The sequence below is a fragment of the Pauljensenia sp. C0254C2 genome (genome assembly GCF_056583835.1).
Genome location: NZ_JBWPJO010000006.1, coordinates 89,028 through 108,450, shown reverse-complemented (window position 1 = coordinate 108,450; position 19,423 = coordinate 89,028). Strand labels below are relative to the sequence as shown.

Genomic DNA, 19,423 nt, shown 5'->3' with positions numbered 1-19,423 from the left:
AGTTTTCGGTCAACGAGGGAGTCTGACGGGCTTCGTTGTCTGATCTACTCATTACAACGACACACGCCTTGAGTCTATTCCACTCAACTTTGTGATTCAGGAGTTCAGTTGCCGACCTCACTGTGCACAGCCTGCAGGCGTTCTTCGCGCAGGCGCTGCACGCCGGGAACAGTCAGTTCAGACAGGTCTGTCATCGCTATTCCCATTGCCTGGCTCAGCAGGTAGTCAGCCAGCTGCGGGTTGCGCGCCAGGACGGGGCCGTGCATATAGGTGGCGATGATAGACCCCTGGTGGACACCGTCGCATGCTCCGTCGCCTGTATTGACGCCGTTGCCCGTTCCGCGGATGACGGTTCCCAGTGGCGTGGCATCCGGTCCGCATGTTGTGGCACCGCCATGATTTTCAAATCCTGTGAGCAGGTCGGTCAGCCCGTCGATTCGGGGCGTGGTGAGAATCTCACCGATAGTTCTGCTGCCCTGAGGTGCGGTGGTGACGTCCAGGAATCCCAAACCGGGCACGCGCACTGCGTTAGCATCCTCGTACCATTGGCCCAGCACCTGCAGGGAGGCGCAGATCGCCAGAATGGGGGCACCCCGCTCAACAGCGCGTTTCAGCCCGGTGCCGTCACTCATTTTTCGAGCGGCGAGAGCCTGGGCGGTGTCCTCTCCCCCACCCAGGGTGTACAGGTCAAGGTCTTCAGGCACGCATGTGTCCAGGTCGACGCTGATGATGTCAGCATCAATTCCGCGCCTGCGTGCGCGTTCGCACAGCACCACCGCGTTGCCGGTATCGCCGTACGTGCCCAGTACTTCGGGGTAGAGCACACCGATCCGCAAGGTTGATTCACTCATCGCGTCCTCCCTCGGCCGTCGTCTGCGTGCTCTGCGTACCGGCGTGGCGTTCTTTTTCGCGCCGGTCAATTTCACGTTTCGTGTCACGAAATGACGTGTAGTTTGCCAGGAATTCGATGCGTCCTTCAGCACAGCGCGTCAATGCCTCGATCGTGTCGGGCACACATTCACAGTGGATGCCTGCATATTCGAGGCGCACAGCCAGATCCGCCGCGCGTTCCCCCGACGCCACGACGCGTTCGGCGCACGGATACTGTTGGAGCACTGAAAAGTCCACGTCCCACAGCCATGACAGGTCTTCGCCATCAGGGATCTGCCCGTTCACCGCGATGACCAGTCCGTTCGCAGTGGCATCCACCATCGTCATGGCTTCCTGCCACCCGGCCGGGTTCTTCGCCAGCATCATACGCACGCGGCGACCATTGACCTCGTGAGTGGAATACCTCCCTGCTACTTCTCTGACCTCACCGATCGCCCGACTCGCGCCGTCAATGTCGACGCCCACTTGATGCGCAGCCACGATCGCGTGCGCCGCGTTGCCGAGGTTCGCTGCTCCAGGCAAATTCAGTTTCACGTCGGTGGCGTGGCCCTCGCGCGAACGAAGTGTCGCCTGGCCGGACGCCTCGACCTTTTCCAGCCACCAGTCAGGTTCGGGACGCCGATAGGGGTGGTCTGCCCCGACTACATGCCAATCATCGCCTTGACGCACGAGCCTGCCGCCGCGGGGAAATCCTGCTGAGTCCGCCCCCCACGTGGTACCGGCTGCCACCCAGATCACCGACTTCGCATCCCATGCGGCTGAAGCGATCAGGGGATCATCACAGTTCGCAACAATGGTTGCATCGGGGTGGGCATTGACTGCCTGACGCAGCCGCCGCTCCACTGTGCCGATTTCACCGACACGATCCAGCTGGTCGCGTGACAAGTTGAGCAGCACCATCACTGCAGGGTTGACCTGTCCGGCAACGATCGGCAGGTGCATTTCATCGACTTCCAGTGCAGCGAATTGTGCGCGAGGCGCCATCATGAACGCACTGACAATGCCGGGCGGCATGTTGTCGCCGTTCACGTTCGAGGCAACCTGCCCGCGTGTGGACAGCGCTGCGCGAATCATTCGCGTCGTCGTGGATTTACCGTTCGTGCCGGTGACTGTGACGCAACGGCACCCTCGGGACACTTCCGAAAGAACGTTTGGAGCCAGTGCGAGGGCGACTCTCCCACCGATCATTCCGCCTGAACCTCGTCCCAGAGCACGAGAGGCGGTGCGAGCCAGCGATCCAATTCCCGTTGCCACGCGGGAGCGAAGGGATCGCGACGAGTTCGACGATGGTCGGGTCGAATCATGAGGCACTGTCATGAGGTCACATTAGCGCGGCAAAGGCCCGCACCTCCACTTTCAGCTGGTGTGGTGCGGACCTTGAAAAAGCACATGCGCTTCCATGTCGATATGGTGGGGCATATCGCTGAGGTCTCGCCTCGTGGGGCGCATCGGTCGGGTCCTGCCCGTCCCGAGAGGCGTAGAGGTTGAGCCTAGCCGTCGCGACGCGCTTGCCAGTCATTCATCCAGAAACTCACCAGGTCCATCAGCTGAGTAGGCGCCCATCTGACCAGTGCTCCACCGTGGAACGTCAGTTCAGTCCCTGTTGATGCGCCTGTGTCCACCGGCGTGTCAGCACCTCGCCGGGCCGAACCCGGACGCTCGCCACGACGCAGTGAAGAGACTTCACCTGTCGGTGAGGCGGCAAAGACACGGTCGCGTCGCCGCCTGACTTCATCGAGCTGATGTTCGAGCGCGTCACGTTCGCCTTCAAGCTGTTCGAGTGCCCGCTCCAGGTCGAGGATTCTGCGAATTCCCGCCAGATTAATGCCCTCTTCCTGGGACATGACCTGGACGGCGCGCAGACGTTGGATGTCACGGTGCGTGTAGCGCCGCCCTCGTCCCTTGGTGCGGGCAGGCGTCACCAGGCCCAGGCGGTCATACTGCCGAAGCGTCTGCGGATGCATGCCTGCCAGTTCTGCCGCCACAGAAATCACGAACGTCGTTTGCGAGTGAGAAGGCAGCATGTCTTACGCCTCCGCCCGCTTTGCAAGGTCAGCGCGTGGATCCCAGTCACCCAGCGACGCGCTGAAGGCGTCGAGCGCCTCGCGCTGCTGTTTCGTGAGCTTCGTGGGGACAGCAACCTGCACCTCGACCATCAGGTCACCACGACGCTTCCCGTTGGGCGCTCCGCGGTGGCGCAGTCTCAATACGGCGCCTGACTGAGTGCCTGCGGGGATCTTCATGGCGACATGTGAGCCGTCAGGAAGAGGCACGCTGACTTTGGCGCCCAATGCTGCCTCCGACATCGTCACCGGCAGCTGCATCCGTAGGTTGTCACCGTCGCGCGAATAAACAGGGTGCCTAGCCACGTTGATCGTGACGATCAGGTCACCGTTCTTCCCGCCATTTGAGCCGGGACGCCCCTTGCCGCGCAGACGGATCTTCTGACCGTCCTTCACGCCGGCAGGGATGCGCACCGTCATCGAATGGCCGTCAACGGTCATCCGCACGGTGGTGTCTTCCATGGACTGGCGGAACGTCAGTGTAGTGGAGGCACGCAGGTCATTTCCACGTTGGGGTCGAGGACCACCAAAACCTGCTCCGGGCGCTCCCTGACCGAATGAGCCCGACCCGTAGGGGCCAGACTGTCCGCCGGCGCTGCCGCCGAACAGGTTCGAGAACATATCCTCAAATCCTGCTCCGCCGCCGCCCTGGGTGCTGTAGCGCACTCGGGTCTGACCACCCGGCCCACCGCCACCGCCGAACAGGTTGGAAAACAGGTCTTCAAAGCCCGCTCCGCCAGCCGCGCCGCCGGGGCCTGCCTGGAATCGTGCCCCGCCACCTGCCATTGAGCGCAGCGCATCGTATTGTTTGCGCTGTTCAGGATCTGACAGGACGGCGTAGGCTTCACCGATTTCCTTGAAACGCTCTTCGGCTTTCGCATCTCCAGGATTCTGATCGGGGTGCCACTTTCGGGCAAGCTTGCGGTAGGCCTTCTTAATGGCTGCCGCGTCGGCGTCTTTCCCGACTCCCAGAGTCTTGTAGAAATCTTTTTCCAACCAATCTTGTCCGCTCATGTCACCTCATCTCCCGGTTGTCTGCCTGTGAGCAGTTCGTTTTCTCGTGGGCATCGGTTAATGCCCGTCCTTGTACGTGTCACTGTGGGTTGTGAACCATCACTTTCGTGGGGCGCAGAACCTTCTCACCCATGCGGTATCCGGGCTGCAGAACCTGGCCGATCACAGGGTGGTCGACATCCTCACTAGCTTGTGCCATCAGCGCCTCGTGCAGCGAGGGGTCGAAGTCGTCCCCTTCCACACCGTAGCGTTCCATCGCGAACTGACTCTTGAGAACTTCTTCAAGTTTGTTAGCGATCGCTGCGAAAGGTCCGTCTTCGAGGTCGCCGTGCTGACGCGCTGCGTGAATATCATCGAGGACGGAAATCAGCGCTTCTGCCACTTCCTGCTGACCGCTCACGCGGTGGGCGGATGCAGCTTCCTTGGAACGGCGCACGTAGTTGCCGTACTCCTGGTTCAGGTTGTACAGGTCGGCGCGTGCCCGAGCCAGGTCGTCATCCAGCTCTCCGATTCGTGCCATTGCCTTGGCCAGCTCGGTATCTTCGACATCATCCTCAAATGCGGACATATCGTCGGTACTTGCTGGCGCAGCATTGGCGCCATCAGCCAATTCGCTATTTACATCGTCTGCGCAGACATCGGAGGTGCCGTCAGATTCATTGGACGTGGTGCCATCGCGAGGGGCGGTCGAAGCTGAATCGTCTACATCTGAGTTTTCGCGTGCTGAGCCTGCTGGTTCAGACGCATCACCTGTGTGCGACGCATCGGCCTCACGGGCGGCAGCGCCATGCTGTGAGGCGCTGCCGGTGCCGTTGCCCTCGGCGTGTGCATCTGACTGTTTGCCGGATGCACACGCGTTCTGGTCGGTGGGACCCGATGGCGACACGCGCGGATCAGACTCGGAGGGCCCGGTCTGGCTCTTGTCGTTCATCGGTGTCTCACTCACTTGTCGTCGTCCTCCTCATCAACGATTTCAGCGTCAATGACGTCGTCATCGCTCGATGATGCATCTGCCTGGCCGGCGCCGGCCTGCGGAGCGTCTGCCTGAGCCTGGGCCTGGTCACCCTCGGCCTGCTGCGCGGCGTAGATTTCCTGACCGATCTTCAGTGATGATTCGTCGAGCTTGGTCATAGCCGACTTCACTGCTTCGATGTCGTCACCCTCGAGCGCCTTCTTGACCGCGTCGATATCCGTCTGGACCTCGTTGCGCGTACCTTCTGACACCTTGTCGCCGTCATCCTTGAGGAATTTCTCGGTCATGTAGACCTTCTGCTCGGCCGTATTGCGTGTTTCAGCTTCCTCACGACGCTTCTTGTCATCGGCGGCGTGCGCTTCAGCTTCCTTCACCATGCGGTCGATCTCATCCTTAGGCAGGGCAGATCCACCGGTAATAGTCACCGACTGTTCCTTGCCTGTGCCACGATCCTTTGCAGAGACGTGCACGATGCCGTTGGCGTCGATGTCGAAGGTGACCTCGATCTGCGGCTTGCCGCGAGGTGCCGGGGCGATGCCGCCCAGTTCGAAGGTTCCCAGCAGCTTGTTGTCGCGGGCGAACTCGCGCTCACCCTGGTAGACCTGAACCAGCACGGATGTCTGGCCGTCTTCCGCTGTGGAGAACAGCTCCGAGGACTTCGTCGGGATCGCGGTATTGCGTTCAATCAGCTTGGTCATGAACCCGCCCTTGGTTTCAATGCCGAGGGACAGCGGGGTCACGTCGATGAGCAGAACGTCCTTACGGTCGCCCTGGATGACGCCGGCCTGCAGGGCTGCGCCGATTGCCACAACTTCGTCGGGGTTGACACCCTTATTCGGTTCGCGACCGTCGGTCAGCTTGCGGACCTCTTCAGCCACTGCCGGCATACGGGTGGAGCCACCGACCAGCACAACGTGGTCAATGTCGGAGACCTGGATACCTGCGTCACGAATCACGTCGTGGAACGGCTGCTTCGTACGGTCAAGCAGGTCAGAGGTCATTTCCTCGAACTTGGCGCGCGAAAGCGATTCGTTCAGGTGGATGGGGCCGTCAGCCGTCATCGACAGGTACTGCAGTGAAATGTTCGTGGTCGAGGCCGAGGACAGCTCCTTCTTGGCCTGCTCAGCTGCTTCCTTGAGGCGCTGCAGCGCGACGGTGTCCTTCGACAGGTCAGCGCCTGACTTGGACTTGACTTGCTGGATGAGCCAGTCAACGATGCGCTGATCCCAGTCGTCACCACCGAGCTTGTTGTCACCGGCAGTTGCACGCACCTGAATGGTGGAGAAGCCGTCATCATCCTTGCCGATTTCCAGCAGGGACACGTCGAACGTGCCACCGCCAAGGTCGAAGACCAGAATCAGTTCATCTTCCTTACCTTTTTCCAAGCCATACGCCAGAGCTGCTGCGGTTGGCTCGTTGACGATGCGCTGAACGTTCAGTCCGGCGATCTGGCCGGCTTCCTTCGTGGCCTGACGCTGCGCATCAGAGAAGTATGCGGGGACGGTGATGACCGCATCGGTCACCGGTTCACCGAGGTATTCTTCCGCGTCATGCTTGAGTTTGCCGAGGATACGCGCGGAGATTTCCTGCGCGGTGTAATCCTTATCGTCGATGGACACTTTCCAGTCGGTGCCCATGTGGCGCTTGACTGACGAGATGGTGCGGTCAACGTTTGTGACGGCCTGCCGCTTGGCCAGTTCTCCGACGAGGACTTCGCCGGTGCTTGAAAATGCGACGACCGAGGGAGTGGTGCGCGCGCCTTCGGCGTTGGCAATAATGGTGGGCTCGCCACCTTCCAACACCGCAATAGCGGAGTTCGTTGTTCCCAGGTCAATGCCAATTGCTCGTGCCATTGAATCTATCCTTCCAAGTTGAGTCTGTTGCACTCAAGTTTAGAGGGGGGATGACGCCATGGCAAGTCCTACGACCTCAAACTTGAGTCTAATATGCTCAACTTCATCACGGTGAGGTTTATTCCCTCGTCACATGTGAGCAAGCCGACACAGCCTCCGGACACATCACCTTGCGATCGGGCACCCTCGCAGGCACCGTGACACAATTCCCCTATGCAATGTGGGTATTTCGAGGCCGGGCTGTGCCATTCGTGTACCCTGCTACCCACACCGTACGAACGTCAACTTGCAGACAAGGATGCGAAGGTTCGTCGCGCCCTCACTGAATTCGGCACGCCCGATCTGCAGTGGCTGGCACCTGCTGCATCGCATCAGAGGGATTTTCGCTCCAAGGTGAAACTCGTGGCGGGAGGGACACCCTTGAACATGCGGCTGGGAATACTGGGGGCGGATTTGAACGTGCAGGACCTGCGAGACTGCCCGATCGTCGTGCCTGCAATCCGCGATCAGCTCCCCCGACTTGCCCGTTTGATCGAGCGCATGCGCATCGAACCGTACAGCGTCAAACGGCGTCGAGGCGACCTTAAGTACGTCATTGTGACGGCAGGCGATGACAGACAACTAATGGTGCGCTTCGTGTTGCGCTCGCGCCGCCACATGTCGACTCTGCGCACTCATCTTGATGCAATCAGACAGGCGGTGCCGACCATTCGAGTGGTGACGGCCAACATTCATCCCACGCACGCAGCATTGGTCGAAGGGCCGGATGAGTACGTCCTCACCGACGAGGTAACACTGCCGATGACGGTTGGACGGACGCGACTGCAGGTTGGGCCGCGCTCCTTCACTCAGACCAACACGCGGGTGGCTTCAGCACTGTACATGCAGGTGGCGAGCTGGCTGACGGATGTAGATGCTCGCAGCGTGTGGGATCTGTATTGCGGCGTGGGCGGGTTTGCGTTAAATGCTGCAGCCGCGGGTGTCCAGGATGTGACGGGCGTGGAGATTTCCGGCGATGCTGTCGAGGCTGCGAAGAACGCTGCGCAGCACCTGGAGGTGGCAGCAAGGCGTGTGCGCACGCGTTTCATTGCGGCGGATGCGACCAAGTGGGCGCGAGAGCAGTCCGAACGCACGGTTCCAGATGCTATCGTGGTCAACCCTCCCCGACGCGGGCTGGGTGAGGAGCTTGCGACGTGGCTCAACGGGTGCGGAGCGCACCACATCGTGTACTCGTCATGTAATCCGGCAACACTGGTTGAGGATCTCGCGCACATGCCGTCGTATCAAGTGAGTCAGGGACGCATTTTTGACATGTTCGCGCACACCCGCCATGTCGAGTGTGCGGTTTTGCTTGAAACACAGTAAGGGCGAAGGTTTGCTCAATATACGATAAGGGAGCGGACCTGCTTGAAAGACGTTTGACTGCTCAAGTCTGCTCGATAGGAGCGCGGACGCCCCCTGAAATACACACAACCCCCACAAGGAGCGACACAACTTCCCCATCCACATGAGCCGACGCGCATTTATCATTTTGTTACCGACGGCCTGATTCGCGCTGGTTACACTGAAAACACCATTGAGATTAGCGGCTTTGCGAGAAAGTCATGTCATGCTCTTTCGGGCTCATACGTGAGGTCGTTCAACTCCTCGATCCCCGCGTCCACGAAACGAGGCGTCACGATGAAGGCGTTGTATCAGAAAAGTGAAATAACGTTCGCAATCATCATGATTGCTATCTACGTCGGCGGGACCCTCGTTGCACAGCAACTCACCGACCAGATCGGGATCACAGCGTTGATCCCGGCGATCTTCCATATCGCCCTTGTCGCAGTTCTTGCGTACTGGATTATCTCCAATGGCCTGGCGAAAAAGTACGGGCTTATCAAGCCGCCCTATCCAGCCGACAGAGCCTGGTTTTTCCTCCCCATTTTGATCGTTGCCACCAGCGGATTGATCACGGGTTTTGACTTCCGGTACACCGCTGTCGAAACCATCCTTTTCATTGTCTCGATGACGTGTATCGGTTTCCTGGAAGAAGTAATCTTCAGAGGTTTCCTCTTCCTGGCAATGGCGAAAAGCAATTTGATGGCAGCCATTATTGTGTCGTCATTGACGTTCGGGCTGGGACATATCGTCAACCTGCTCAACGGCGCCCCGCTGATGAATACACTCATGCAGATCGTTTTTGCAATCGTCGTCGGCTTCACCCTTGTATTGCTGTTCTACAACGGAAAGAGCTTAGTTCCATGTATCGTCTTCCACAGCCTGAATAATTCTCTGGCCATCATCGAAAAAACGAGCGCCGATGCGGCCTCGTCGCTGTCAATGAGCGAGACGGCCTTCAACGCAGCGCTCCTGTCGTTCTGCGTTGTGCTCTTGGTGGTGTACTGCACCTTCTGTCTGAAGAACCTGCGCGTGCGCGAGGATCAGCAGCTGCACGAGAGGCAGGATCTGGCCCACTGAAGGCGTTGCCTCTCAGAGCGCCGACAGACATGTGAACGTCACATACCCGACCGTCGCAAGCGCGAGCGTCACGCGCCCACGCATCGCACGCCTGAGCATCACGCACCCAAGCGTCACACGCTTGAGCACCACGCGCCCGAGCGTCACTGGCACGCACGGCGGGCGATCGTGTCACAATGCTAGGGAGATTGCGCAACCCACAGGAGGCCTCATGGCGATCGAACGCGTCGATGATTTTTCGCCCGAACTGACCGAAGCAATGAAGCTGCTCGTCCCTCAGCTGTCCCGCTCATCAGCGCCGATGGAGGAAGGCGCTATCCGCGACTTTATTTCTCAACCAGGTGTGTATCTGTTTATCTATCGCACCGATGAGGCAGCGGGCGATGTGGCTGCCGGTCAGATCGCCGGGATGCTGACACTGGCCACTTTCACAATTCCCACCGGTTTGCGTGCCTGGGTGGAAGATGTGGTCGTTGATGACAGTACGCGCGGCCAGGGTGCCGGCCAGAAGCTGGTTGAAGCAGCGGTTGACTTTGCCCAGGAGCTTGGCGCACGCACGATTGACCTGACATCGCGTCCCTCGCGCGAAGCAGCTAACCGCCTGTACAAGCGGTGCGGTTTCGAGCTGCGTGAGACGAACGTGTACCGCTTCTCCGCCGGCAAGTAGTTCGTCAGCGGTTCTTTGCCCGCAAGCAGGTTATCAGCGGCCGCACGTCTAGGCGTCCTCGTCTTCCTGTTTAATCATTTCACTTTGCCGCGCCCCCATCTCTGCGCGCAGATCCAGACCAATCTGCTTAACGCGGCGACGTTCATCTGCAGTGGCGACTGCACCGAATAGCTGAGCGCCGTGCTCCTGAGTGATGACAGCGGCTTCTTGCTGCGTGCACTTTCCCTCGGGCGTCAACGACACCAGCATTGATCGTCTGTCCGAGGACGACGGGGTGCGCTCAACAAGACCGAGCTTTTCCAGACGGGCGATCGCGCGTGTCATTCCTGAGCGGGTGAACACCGACAAGCGTTCGGAGGAAACAGTGGCTGCGCTCGACCACATGGCTCGCCGCACAGTCGAGATCGCCGGCAAGCTGAACTCCTGAGCCTCACTCGCGTGTTCGACGGCGGTTCGCGTCGCCTCGAGCACACTGTGACGCAGTTCCTTACTGGTCGTCGCCTGTTCGTTCGGCAGGATTGACGAGGGCGACTCCACCGGCGTTGTTCCATCGCCTACCATGGAGTCATGTCCAACGTGAAACCTGCCGGCACGGCGACGGCCAGTGCCTTTACCTGCGATTATCTGTCTTTTCTGAGCGATTCCCCGTCCTCGTACCACGCCGCTAACCTCATTGCTCAACGTTTGGAGGATGCGGGGTGCGTGCGCCAGCGCGAAACTGACGCGTGGGATACGGCACCGGGTGGACACGTGGTTGTCCGCGACGGTGCCGTTATTGCGTACGTGATCCCCGAGTCTGTCACTGACTCGTCTGCGTTCCGCATCGTCGGCGCGCATACTGACTCCCCTGCTCTCGTGCTCAAGCCGTCTGTGCAGGCCACCACCGCCGACGGGTGGGGGCAGCTGTGCGCAGAGATTTACGGCGGAATGCTGCTGAACTCGTGGCTGGATCGCGAACTCAAAATCGCTGGACGCATTCTCACGCAAGGCGGCGAGCAGCGCCTGGTCGCAACCGGCCCACTCGCACGCATCCCGCAGCTGGCCATCCACCTGGACCGTACAGTGAGTGACAAGGGCCTTGTGCTCGACAAGCAACAGCACATGAAGCCCGTATGGACTGTTGACGAGGACGACGCGTCGGTCCTTGATCTCGTGGCTCATACGGTCGATCTGGATGACGCCGATCAGATCGCATCCTTTGATCTAATCCTGACTCCCTCGCAGGGGCCTGCCGTCTTCGGATCGCACGGACAGTTTGTCGCTGCTGGCCGTCAGGATAATTTGTCATCGGTGCACAGCGGCCTCACCGCAATAGAGCGCCTACTGGCTGACGGCATCAGTGGCAACGATGTACTGATTTTCGCCTGCTTTGATCATGAGGAAGTAGGATCGTCAACCAGTTCGGGGGCGGCCGGGCCGTTCCTCGAAGACATTCTGCGTCGCACGGCGGCGAGCCTGGGTCGAGACTTTGACGGGACGGCTCGGATGATGGCCGCCTCATCGTGTATCTCTGCTGATGCCGGGCACAGCGTGCATCCCAACTATGCTGATCGGCACGACCCTGACAACCGCCCGGTGATGGGCCGCGGACCACTGTTGAAGTTGAACGCCAACCGCCGGTATTCCTCTGATGCTCCCGGGATCGCGTTGTGGAAACGCGCGGCTCAGGCAGCTGACGCCCCCTGGCAGAATTTCGTGTCCAACAACTCGATGCCATGCGGCACCACGATCGGCCCGATCACGGCGACGCGTCTGGGAATCTGCACGGTCGACGTCGGGATCGGTTTACTGTCGATGCACTCGGCTCGCGAAATGAGCCACGTCGCCGACCTTGAATCGCTCAGTGCAATTCTGGAGGCCTACTGGCGCGGAGCCTGAGGCACGAAAGCGCTCTGCGCAGCGCCCTGCGCTCTGGCTCCCAGCTGCCTTCCTCCAGCTTCCTCTCGCGCCCGGCTGTCTCCACTCCCCCTCTTGTCCCCAACTGCCGATTTGGACGACGCGTCGACTGATGTGCGCGCAGACAAAAGCTCCTGACCTGCACAAACAGTGGCAGGATTGCAACACCCCCGCCCTATAGTCGACCGAGATCGACAGTTGGGTCAATGAAAATGGACGTACACAACAGGTGCGGGCTACAGCTCACGCGCTGCAGCCCGCACCTGACACAAAGTTAGAGAACTGACAAGAACAAGACCTTACTTCGACTTTTGGCCGGTTGTGATCTGAACCGGAACGTTGTCAGCGATGGCCTTGGAATACGGGCACAGCTGGTGCGTGCGAGTCGCCACGCGCTTGACCGTCTCATCGTCGAGGCCAGGAATCTCAACATTGATCATGACTGACAGCGCAAAGGATTCACCTTCAGGCCCGATCCCCACGGAGCAGGTAACCAGCGAATCAGACGTGTCAACTCCGAGTTCTTTTCCAGCAAGTGCAAGCGCACTTTGAAAACATGCGCCGTAGCCTGCGGCGAACAGCGCTTCTGGGTTCAGTCCCCCACCGGGGCCACCCATCTTTTCCGGGGTACGCAGATCGGCCTGGAAGTCCAGCGTCGGAATCGTGACGGCTCCGTCGCGACCTCCCGTGCAATCGGCTTCAACTCTGTAGACGATTTTTTGAGGTGTATGTGCCATGAGCTCAATCTCACCACGTCCCCGATCTGTCGGCAAGTGCCGTTCCAGTCGGTGAAACAGTGCCACACGCTATCTACCCTGCTGGCCAAGCGTGCTCTCCACTAATCCCCAATCTCTCCACTAATCCCCCATAACCGGCACGCACGGTGAATCTGCACGCCTCGAGCGGAAGTGGTTGTGTCTCACACTGTCCTATCTACGAACGGTTAGAAGCTGCACACTTTGGGCCTATGGAGTACTACCGATTGAACACCGCCGACCCGTCTTCACCTGACAGTGCCCGCTTAATTGCAGTTCGGAAGCGCTCATTAGTAGGAGGCAGGTCATTGGCTGGGAAAAACGCCGCTTCTGTGTTCTCGCCGTCGGCAGGCCACGGCTCGCCCTGCTTCCATTCACACACGAATGAGCAGTCCAGATAACTCGACACATCACCATTCGGGTAGGTCACAGGCCCCACGACCTCCACCGACAAGAGGCGCTGCGCAACCGCTTCAACACCGGCTTCTTCACGAATTTCACGTTCAGCTGCAGCAGCCGGTTCCTCGCCTGGATCCACGATTCCCGTCACGGGCGTCCACTTGCCGTTGTCAGCACGCTTGACCATCAGCACTTCAACATCAGCCAGGTCAGCGTTCGCGCCGGTCACCCTCGCCAATGAGGAAGACGCAGCGGGACGCAATACGACTGCCGTGCACCCTGGTATCCACAGCGGTGCGTGTCCGATTTTGGAGCGTAATTCAAGGACGAAAGGAGGAGTTGCCATGCATCTACCCTAGTCGCTCGTGACGCAGGCTAACCCCGCTCTGCCTCGAACTGGCTGATCTGACCGATACGGCGGACGTGGCGCTCCTCGTTGGAGAAAGGCTCGTCGAGGAAGAGGTCGATCAGGTGAATCATTTCCTCCTCAGGGTGTTGACGGGCTCCGAGCGCGACAACATTCGCATCGTTGTGCTGGCGGGCCAGCAGCGCGGTCGATTCGTTCCAGACGAGGGCGGCTCGCACACCATCGACCTTGTTGGCGGCGATCTGTTCACCGTTTCCGGACCCACCCAGCACGATGCCGAGGGCGTCTTTTCCTGCCTGCCGGTCCGCGACAACGGCCTGCGCGGCGTGAATGCAGAAAGCGGGGTAGTCGTCTTGCGGATCGTAGGACTGAGGGCCATGGTCGTGAACCTCGAATCCGCGCTCCCGCAGGTGTTCCTGAATCGCATGCGACGCATCGAGCCCCGCGTGATCTGTAGCAATGTGGACGATACGAGGAGTGCTCATGTCGAGTCCTTTCATCATGGTGAAGCGGCGTTGCTGACGTGAGGTCTGTACAGTGACCTGTTCCAATCGTAGCCATCGCATCGGCGGGATCCCAATCGGTTCGCACCTGTGTGCGTCGTCCGCCACCCGTCCGGGGTGCGCGTTCGCACAGGATGCAGCCGTGCTGGTTGGTCACGCCGTCCGCCACCCGCCCGGGGTGCGCAGGGTAGAGCGGCTCTTCACGCTCTAGGATCTGTCTATGAGCAACCACGATGCTGAATACGGTTTTCCGGTTGAGAGCGCTCACGCTGCTGACGCGGAAGTGCCGATCCCTGCGGGCGCACTCAGCGACCAGTCCTTCGTGCGGGTCGATACGTGGTTGTGGGCGACTCGGCAGGTGAAATCACGTTCGGCTGCGACGGCTGCCGCCCGCGCCGGTCACGTGAAAGTCAACGGGGAGGCAGCGAAAGCCGCGCAGAAAGTCAGAGTCGGCGATGAGGTGCGCCTGCGCGTCGAAGGATTCGATCGCGTGTTGGAGGTGCGTCACCTCCTGGCTAAACGGATGGGCGCTCCAATAGCGCGGCAGTGCTACGTTGACTTGTCGCTTCCACGCCCGCGCCTCTCAATTCCGGTGGCTCGGCGCGAAAAGGGCACAGGTCGTCCCACCAAGAAAGAGCGTCGCGAACTTGATCGCCTGCGCGGACGTGACTCCTCGATCCGCTGGCGTTAGCTGCCCCTCGCTCAGCTCAGCGCACCGCGCTCAGCCCTCCTGCTCGAAGGCCTTATGCAGCGCCTTTTTCCACGACCGATAGCGCTGGCGAATCGTCGCGCCTGACACGATCCGCTCGCCTGCAGCCCGCTGTTCAGAGGCCCATTCGCAGTAGTTCTGGTAGGTCAGACGATCTGACACCTGCGAGCTGGAGGATTCCTCACCTGATTCTTCGTGCAGTTCGTCGTTGAATTTCTGCAACGCCTTCATGATGTCCTCATCACTGAAGCGCGTGGCTCCTACCCGCCTGCCTGAATACGTCGCAATACCCAGACGGGACAGAGCTGTGTTCCATCTGCCGTCGCCAACACGCGTGGCGACAGTGCGGGCGGTCGGCGGCCACAGCGCCATTCCGGCGATCGATCCTACGTTCCAGGCTTCCAGCAGAGCCGAGCGGGCGCGGTCAAAATCAGCCACAGAGATCGACGCCTGAGAGGCCTCACCAGACACCTTGTCATTCGTCTGTGTGACCCACCACACAGTGCGAACGATGTTTTGTGCGATCTTCTCCGCAAGTTCGTCCGGGTGCTCCAGCCCATGATGACGGATAACAGGCTCAACAATATCGTCGATTTCGTGCCAGGTGTGAGGCGTACCACCCTCAGTCAGAAGAACAGCTTCAGTCGGCTCACCATTATTCGCAACATATTCAGCCACTTTCCCGGCATGAACATAGGCGAGAACCAACCAAAAACCTGCAATAAGCTCATCAGGTGAAAACGCAGGTGTTCTGTATGACGTAAACATGGGCACGTCGGAAGTTTACTCGATTAACCTGAAATGTCCATCGGTCACGCAACAGCGCAAAAACGCCATAGCGAGCATGACGACACAGCGTCTCTTACCATGTGTGAGTGCGTGAAAACGTCACGCACTTCGATGGAATGGAAAACGCGTGCTTTTTCGTTTTGTTTGGCGCTATCTGCGTACACGCCTTCTTGAAGTGATCGGCATTATCGTGCTGCAGGTAATCGCAACCATAGCCGCACTGAATCTGCCGAACCTCAACGCCCGCATCATCGATGAAGGCGTCGCACAAGGTGACACTGACCTGATCTGGGAACTCGGCGCAATCATGATGGGGATAACTCTCGTCCAGGTGATCACCACTGCGTTTGCCGTCTATTTCAGCGCCCGTACTGCGATGGGTCTGGGTGCCTGGGCACGTCACCGGCTCTTCACTCATGTGCAGTCCTTCTCCGCTCAGAACATGCATGACTTCGGCGCCCCTTCCCTGATCACGCGTTCCACCAACGATGTGCAGCAAATCCAGATGGTCACCCTGATGACCTTCCTTATCATGGTTCAGGCACCCATTAACGGCATCGGTGGAGTCCTGATGGCGCTGCGCCAAAACCAACGCCTCTCACTATTGCTCCTGGTCGTCGTCCCCATTCTCGCAGTCGTTGTCGGCGTCATCATGGCGTTCCTCGCACCGCAGTTCGCCCGCCTGCAAAAACGCATCGACACGATGAACACCGTCCTGCGCGAAGAGCTCACCGGCATCCGCGTCATCCGCGCATTCGTGCGTCAGCCGTTTATCCGCGAGCGCTACGACTCGGTCAACGCGTCTGTACGGTCAGTCTACCTGCGCATCGGTATCCTCTTTTCGATCATGTTCCCCTCGGTGACGCTGATCATTTCGATCTCATCGGTTGCAGTGGTGTGGTTCGGCGGATCCCTGATCGACAGCGGCAACATGCAGATCGGTGCGCTCTTCGCCTTCATCAATTACCTCGGCATGATCTTCATGGCCGTCATGATGGCCGCCATGATGTTCGTGATGGTGCCTCGTGCCGGCGTCGCCGCACACCGTGTCACCGAGGTTCTTGACTCAGCTCCCACAGTTGTCACGCCCGCGGATCCCCAGTCCCCCTCGAACATGCAGACACACAATGACGAGGGCGACGCCGCCGCATCCGAGGATTCTCACCACAACACCGCGCCTGACCCGGGCCAATGGGTGTTCAGTCTTGACCACGTCAGCGTGCATTACGACGGGGCACTCTCACCAGTCCTGAATGACATCTCGATCACTCTGAAACCAGGAACGACAACCGCAATCATCGGCTCAACTGCTTCAGGCAAGACCACACTGGTGAACCTGTTGCCGCGCCTGATGGATCCTACAGACGGAACCGTCCGAGTCAACGGCGTCGATGCGCGCGACATAGACCTGGCTCAGCTACGCCAGCACATCGCGATGGTGCCGCAGCATGCGTACCTGTTTTCCGGCACCATTGCGCAGACAGTGTCCGGTTTGTTGGACGTGACACGAACCGACAACCTGACAGACGAGCAGCTTTCCAGGGTGGAGCGCGCACTCGAGGGCGCTCAGGCCACGGAGTTCGTCTCCAAGCTTGATGGCGGTGTGAATTATGACGTCGATCCGGGCGGGTCGAACTTCTCCGGCGGTCAGCGCCAGCGCCTGTCGATTGCGCGTGCCCTGTACCGCGATGCCGACCTGTATATCTTTGACGATTCTTTTTCCGCGCTGGACTACGCCACAGATGCGCGCCTGCGGGCAGGTTTATCTGATCACACCGGCAACGCAGCGATCGTGGTGGTGGCGCAGCGCGTTGCATCGATTCGGCATGCCGACACGATCATCGTGCTGGAAGATGGTCACATCGCCGGTCGCGGCACGCATGAGGACCTGATGAAGAGCTGTACGACGTATCAGGAAATTGTTGCCTCACAGCTCAGCGAGGAGGAGGCAGCATGAGCACTGATTCTCAGCCACAGCGCCGGCGCCGCGGCGGGCAGTCCAACCGTCCTCGCGGCAACCGCGGGGTCGCACCTGGAGGCAAGTCGAAGAACTTCTCCGGCTCGTTGAAACGCCTGATCAAGTCACTGCGACCCGATGCATTCATCATTTTCATCACCTTGCTGGCATCTGCAACATCGGTGGTTCTGTCAGTGATTGCACCGAAGATTCTCGGCCGCGGCACAGACATTATCTTTAACGGCGTCATCGGGAAGATGATGGCGGACGCGCCCTCGAAAGAAGCGGCAATCGAGGCGATGCGCGCCTCGGGTCATGATCGTTTCGCTGACATGCTTTCTGCGATGGACGTCGTGCCCGGCCAGGGAATCGACATGAGCCAGTTGGGCAAGGTCCTGCTGACGGTGTGCGCAATCTACGCCGCCTCAGCGTTGGTGGGGCTGGTCGGTGAGATTCTGCTGCGCATTGCCGTTCAGAACGCCGGGTGGCGGATGCGCGATGAGATTCAGCGCAAGATCGAACGGCTGCCGCTGAGCTACCTCGATCAGCATTCGCGCGGTGATCTGATCTCTCGCGTCTCCAACGACGTCGACAACGTCACGCAGGTCATGAACCAGACGCTCTCCCAGTTCTTCCAGTCAGTCCTCACCGTCGTTGGCATTGTCGCCATGATGGTGTCGATGTCGTGGAAGCTCACGTTGTTGGCGATGGTGATCATTCCCTTCGGTGCAGCGATCGCCGTCTACCTGATGAAGAAGGCGCAGCCGCAGTTCGTTGAGCAGTGGAATGCGACCGGCGAGGTTTCCGGCGTCGTGGAGGAAGCGATGACGGGGCACGAGGTCGTTGCGCTGTACGGGTTGGAAGAGCGTTTCACCGACGAATTCAACGACGCCAATACGCGGCTGTATCACTCATCGTTCAAGGCGCAGTTCATCTCCAACCTGATGATGCCGTTGATGGGGTTACTGTCCAACGGGTCGTACGTGGTGGTCGCCGTGGGTGGCGGGCTGATGGTCGCCAACGGTGGAATGACGTTGGGCCAGGTTCAGGCCTTCATCCAGTATTCGCGTCAGTTCTCGCAGCCTCTGGGCCAGTTGGCGTCGATGGCGAACTCCCTGCAGTCCGGTATCGCTTCGGCTGAACGCGTCTTTGAGTTCCTCGATGCACCTGAGATGGAGCCGGATAACGGGGCGTCCTCGTTCGCGCTGGCCCATGTGGAGGGCACTGACGAAACGCCAGAAGCTGCCAGCAGCCAGACATCCTGGGGCGGTCAGGCAAGCACGGCAGAAAATGAGCACGTGCGCGGGCACATCGTCTTTGACCACGTGCGCTTCGGCTATTCGCCAGATAAGCCCGTTATCAAGGATCTGTCGGTGGAGGTACAGCCTGGCCAAACTGTCGCGATCATCGGGCCAACGGGTGCCGGAAAGACCACGCTGGTGAACCTGCTCATGCGCTTCTACGAGCTGGACTCCGGTGCGATTCGGATCGACGGCGTGGATATTTCGACGATCAACAAGGATGTTCTGCGCTCCCATATGGGGATGGTGCTGCAGGATACATGGCTGTTCGAAGGCACGATTGAGAAGAACATCGCGTTTGGGCGTGAGGGCTCCACACCTGAGGACGTCAGGCAAGCCGCGAAGGAGACGGCGGCGCATCGCCTCATTACGCAACTTCCCAATGGGTATGACACGAAGGTTGCCGACCAGGACGACCAGATTTCGGCCGGTGAGCGCCAGCTTTTGACAATTGCCCGCGCATTCATCGCGCACCCGGACCTGATGATCCTCGATGAGGCAACATCCTCGGTTGATACGCGCACCGAGGCACTGGTACAAAAGGCGATGGATCAAATCAGCCAGGATCGCACCTCGTTTGTCATTGCGCACCGCCTGTCAACGATTCGCGATGCGGACCTCATTTTGGTGATGGAAGACGGCGACGTGGTGGAAACCGGTCGCCACGCCGAACTGCTGGAACGCGGCGGCGCGTATGCCCGCCTCTACCAGGCTCAGTTTGCGGGCCCAGCAGTGACGGACGAGGACGATATCGCATAGGCTCATGAATGGACGCTTGGGCACGTAAGCTGAAGTGGAGCACGTGCCCGAGCATGTTGACAGA

Annotated in this window: 18 protein-coding genes; 7 read left to right on the top strand and 11 right to left on the bottom strand. The window is 59.6% G+C overall.

The features are described from left to right. Window positions 1–104: 104 nt before the first annotated feature. The 6 genes from AC1DA5_RS06250 to dnaK form a co-directional block, all read right to left on the bottom strand. Complete coding sequence (locus AC1DA5_RS06250) at window positions 105–851, bottom strand: type 1 glutamine amidotransferase (protein WP_058237289.1); 747 nt, start codon at window positions 849–851, stop codon at window positions 105–107. Beyond that, window positions 844–2,208: a Mur ligase family protein gene (locus AC1DA5_RS06245; protein ID WP_074026209.1), complete on the bottom strand. Its 1,365-nt coding sequence runs from the start codon at window positions 2,206–2,208 to the stop codon at window positions 844–846. The genes AC1DA5_RS06250 and AC1DA5_RS06245 overlap by 8 nt, the downstream gene beginning before the upstream one ends. A gap of 173 nt (window positions 2,209–2,381) precedes the next feature. Then, entirely contained in the window at window positions 2,382–2,915 is a 534-nt protein-coding gene (locus AC1DA5_RS06240) for a heat shock protein transcriptional repressor HspR (RefSeq protein ID WP_058237290.1), read from the bottom strand. A gap of 3 nt (window positions 2,916–2,918) precedes the next feature. Further along, the gene (locus AC1DA5_RS06235; protein ID WP_058237291.1) at window positions 2,919–3,968 is read right to left on the bottom strand and encodes a DnaJ C-terminal domain-containing protein; all 1,050 of its coding nucleotides are present in this window, start codon (window positions 3,966–3,968) and stop codon (window positions 2,919–2,921) included. 79 nt (window positions 3,969–4,047) lie between these two features. After that, window positions 4,048–4,914, bottom strand: coding sequence for a nucleotide exchange factor GrpE (locus AC1DA5_RS06230; RefSeq protein ID WP_413772601.1), 867 nt, complete (start codon window positions 4,912–4,914; stop codon window positions 4,048–4,050). Further along, entirely contained in the window at window positions 4,911–6,794 is a 1,884-nt protein-coding gene (gene dnaK, locus AC1DA5_RS06225) for a molecular chaperone DnaK (protein ID WP_058237292.1), read from the bottom strand. The genes AC1DA5_RS06230 and dnaK overlap by 4 nt, the downstream gene beginning before the upstream one ends. Before the next feature lie 213 nt (window positions 6,795–7,007). Between dnaK and AC1DA5_RS06220 the strand changes: the two genes are divergently transcribed. The 3 genes from AC1DA5_RS06220 to AC1DA5_RS06210 all read left to right on the top strand — a co-directional run bounded on the left by AC1DA5_RS06220 (window position 7,008) and on the right by AC1DA5_RS06210 (window position 9,924). Next, entirely contained in the window at window positions 7,008–8,159 is a 1,152-nt protein-coding gene (locus AC1DA5_RS06220; protein WP_058237293.1) for an RsmD family RNA methyltransferase, read from the top strand. Between the two features lie 315 nt (window positions 8,160–8,474). Further along, window positions 8,475–9,257: a CPBP family intramembrane glutamic endopeptidase gene (locus AC1DA5_RS06215; RefSeq protein ID WP_070727954.1), complete on the top strand. Its 783-nt coding sequence runs from the start codon at window positions 8,475–8,477 to the stop codon at window positions 9,255–9,257. Window positions 9,258–9,468: 211 nt separating this feature from the next. Continuing rightward, the gene (locus AC1DA5_RS06210) at window positions 9,469–9,924 is read left to right on the top strand and encodes a GNAT family N-acetyltransferase (RefSeq protein ID WP_070727957.1); all 456 of its coding nucleotides are present in this window, start codon (window positions 9,469–9,471) and stop codon (window positions 9,922–9,924) included. Window positions 9,925–9,972: 48 nt separating this feature from the next. Here the strand turns inward: AC1DA5_RS06210 and AC1DA5_RS06205 are convergent, their stop codons facing one another. Then, on the bottom strand, window positions 9,973–10,485 hold the full coding sequence (locus tag AC1DA5_RS06205; RefSeq protein WP_070727689.1) for a MarR family winged helix-turn-helix transcriptional regulator: 513 nt from the start codon (window positions 10,483–10,485) through the stop codon (window positions 9,973–9,975). Window positions 10,486–10,491: 6 nt separating this feature from the next. On the opposite strand from AC1DA5_RS06205, the gene AC1DA5_RS06200 reads away from it, so the two are divergent. Next, a complete protein-coding gene (locus tag AC1DA5_RS06200) occupies window positions 10,492–11,802 on the top strand; it encodes a M18 family aminopeptidase (protein WP_480289560.1) in 1,311 nt (436 codons plus the stop codon). A gap of 317 nt (window positions 11,803–12,119) precedes the next feature. Here the strand turns inward: AC1DA5_RS06200 and AC1DA5_RS06195 are convergent, their stop codons facing one another. From AC1DA5_RS06195 to AC1DA5_RS06185, 3 genes are all read right to left on the bottom strand, one after another. Then, window positions 12,120–12,557, bottom strand: coding sequence for an Ohr family peroxiredoxin (locus AC1DA5_RS06195; protein WP_070727960.1), 438 nt, complete (start codon window positions 12,555–12,557; stop codon window positions 12,120–12,122). 238 nt (window positions 12,558–12,795) lie between these two features. Further along, entirely contained in the window at window positions 12,796–13,320 is a 525-nt protein-coding gene (locus AC1DA5_RS06190; protein ID WP_070727696.1) for an NUDIX hydrolase, read from the bottom strand. A gap of 29 nt (window positions 13,321–13,349) precedes the next feature. Beyond that, the gene (locus AC1DA5_RS06185; RefSeq protein WP_058237894.1) at window positions 13,350–13,826 is read right to left on the bottom strand and encodes a ribose-5-phosphate isomerase; all 477 of its coding nucleotides are present in this window, start codon (window positions 13,824–13,826) and stop codon (window positions 13,350–13,352) included. Between the two features lie 238 nt (window positions 13,827–14,064). On the opposite strand from AC1DA5_RS06185, the gene AC1DA5_RS06180 reads away from it, so the two are divergent. Continuing rightward, window positions 14,065–14,535 (top strand): RNA-binding S4 domain-containing protein, encoded by a 471-nt coding sequence (locus AC1DA5_RS06180; protein ID WP_070727699.1) that lies wholly within the window; start codon window positions 14,065–14,067, stop codon window positions 14,533–14,535. 30 nt (window positions 14,536–14,565) lie between these two features. On the opposite strand, the gene AC1DA5_RS06175 is transcribed toward AC1DA5_RS06180, so the two are convergent. Further along, window positions 14,566–15,327 (bottom strand): hypothetical protein, encoded by a 762-nt coding sequence (locus tag AC1DA5_RS06175; RefSeq protein ID WP_157886391.1) that lies wholly within the window; start codon window positions 15,325–15,327, stop codon window positions 14,566–14,568. A 142-nt stretch (window positions 15,328–15,469) separates the two neighbouring features. Between AC1DA5_RS06175 and AC1DA5_RS06170 the strand changes: the two genes are divergently transcribed. Further along, the gene (locus tag AC1DA5_RS06170; protein WP_070727708.1) at window positions 15,470–17,299 is read left to right on the top strand and encodes an ABC transporter ATP-binding protein; all 1,830 of its coding nucleotides are present in this window, start codon (window positions 15,470–15,472) and stop codon (window positions 17,297–17,299) included. Further along, window positions 17,296–19,359, top strand: coding sequence for an ABC transporter ATP-binding protein (locus tag AC1DA5_RS06165; protein ID WP_070727712.1), 2,064 nt, complete (start codon window positions 17,296–17,298; stop codon window positions 19,357–19,359). Before AC1DA5_RS06170 ends, AC1DA5_RS06165 begins: the two co-directional genes overlap by 4 nt. Window positions 19,360–19,423: the final 64 nt, after the last annotated feature.